Annotated in this window: 2 pseudogenes; both read left to right on the plus strand. The window is 63.7% G+C overall.

Annotated features, from left to right (window positions below):
- Positions 1 to 650: pseudogene (gene istA, locus A3AG_RS0100025) on the plus strand (IS21-like element ISRme9 family transposase); the annotation flags it as partial.
- Between the two features lie 7 nt (positions 651 to 657).
- Positions 658 to 1,116, plus strand: a pseudogene (istB, locus tag A3AG_RS0100030) (IS21-like element ISRme9 family helper ATPase IstB); the annotation flags it as partial.

A 1,116-nucleotide genomic window follows, 5' to 3' on the forward strand; every position in this document is an offset into this window, starting at 1 on the left:
CGTTCAAGAAGCTGCCTGGCACGCGCCGGGAGTGGTTCGAGCGGTTGGACCGGCCAGTGTTGCGACCGCTGCCGCCGCGGCGCTACGAAGTTGCAACGTTCAAACAATGCCGCGTCAACGTCGACTACCACGTCGAGATCGACGGTCACTACTACAGCGTGCCGCATGCCCTGGTGCGAAAGGCGGTCGAGGCTCGCGTAACCCGCCACACCATCGAGATCCTGTACGGTGGCAAACGGGTGGCGCTGCACGCGCGCAATACCCGCAAGGGCAGCCACAGCACGGTCAAGGAACACATGCCGGTGGCCCACCGCGCGCACCTCGAATGGACGCCCGGCCGGCTGCTCAACTGGGCAGCCTCGATTGGGCCCAACGTCGCCGTCATCGTCGAATACCAGCTCACCCACAAGAGCCATCCCGAGATGGGCTATCGCGCCTGCCTGGGTCTGCTGAGTCTGGCCAAGAAGTACAGCAAGGAGCGGCTCGAAGCCGCTTGCGCTCGCGCCGTCGCCATTGGCTCGCTCACGCGTAAGTCTGTGGTCTCCATCCTTGAAAACCATCTGGACCGGCAAGCCACTCTGCCGGTATCGCAAACCGAGTGGCATTCCCCCATGCACGACAACGTGCGCGGACCCGACTACTACCATTAGGAAAACTATGCTGATGCAACACACCGTCGGCCAGCTCAAGGCCCTCAAGCTCGACGGGATGGCGCGGGCCTTCGAGGAACAGTCTGCCCTGACCGCCAGTTCCAGCCTGCCGTTCGAAGAACGCTTCTCCATGCTGGTCGACCGGGAGATTGCTTGGCGCGACACCAGGCGCCTGGAGCGGCTGCTGCGCTCGGCCAAGCTCAAGCACACCCAGGCATGCCTCGAGGATGTGGTCTATGACGGCAGTCGCGGCCTTGATCAGCGGCTGGTCGCTACCCTGGCCAGTTGCGACTGGATCCGCAACGCTCAGAGCCTCATCCTGACCGGGGCGACCGGTGCCGGCAAGTCCTGGTTGGCCTGTGCGTTTGCTCAGCAGGCCTGTCGACAGGGATTCTCTGCTCTCTATCTGCGGGTGCCTCGACTGTTCGAGGAACTGCAGATCGCCCACGGCGACGGGAGCTTTACG

It is taken from the genome of Cupriavidus neocaledonicus (genome assembly GCF_000372525.1).
Lineage (GTDB): Bacteria > Pseudomonadota > Gammaproteobacteria > Burkholderiales > Burkholderiaceae > Cupriavidus > Cupriavidus neocaledonicus.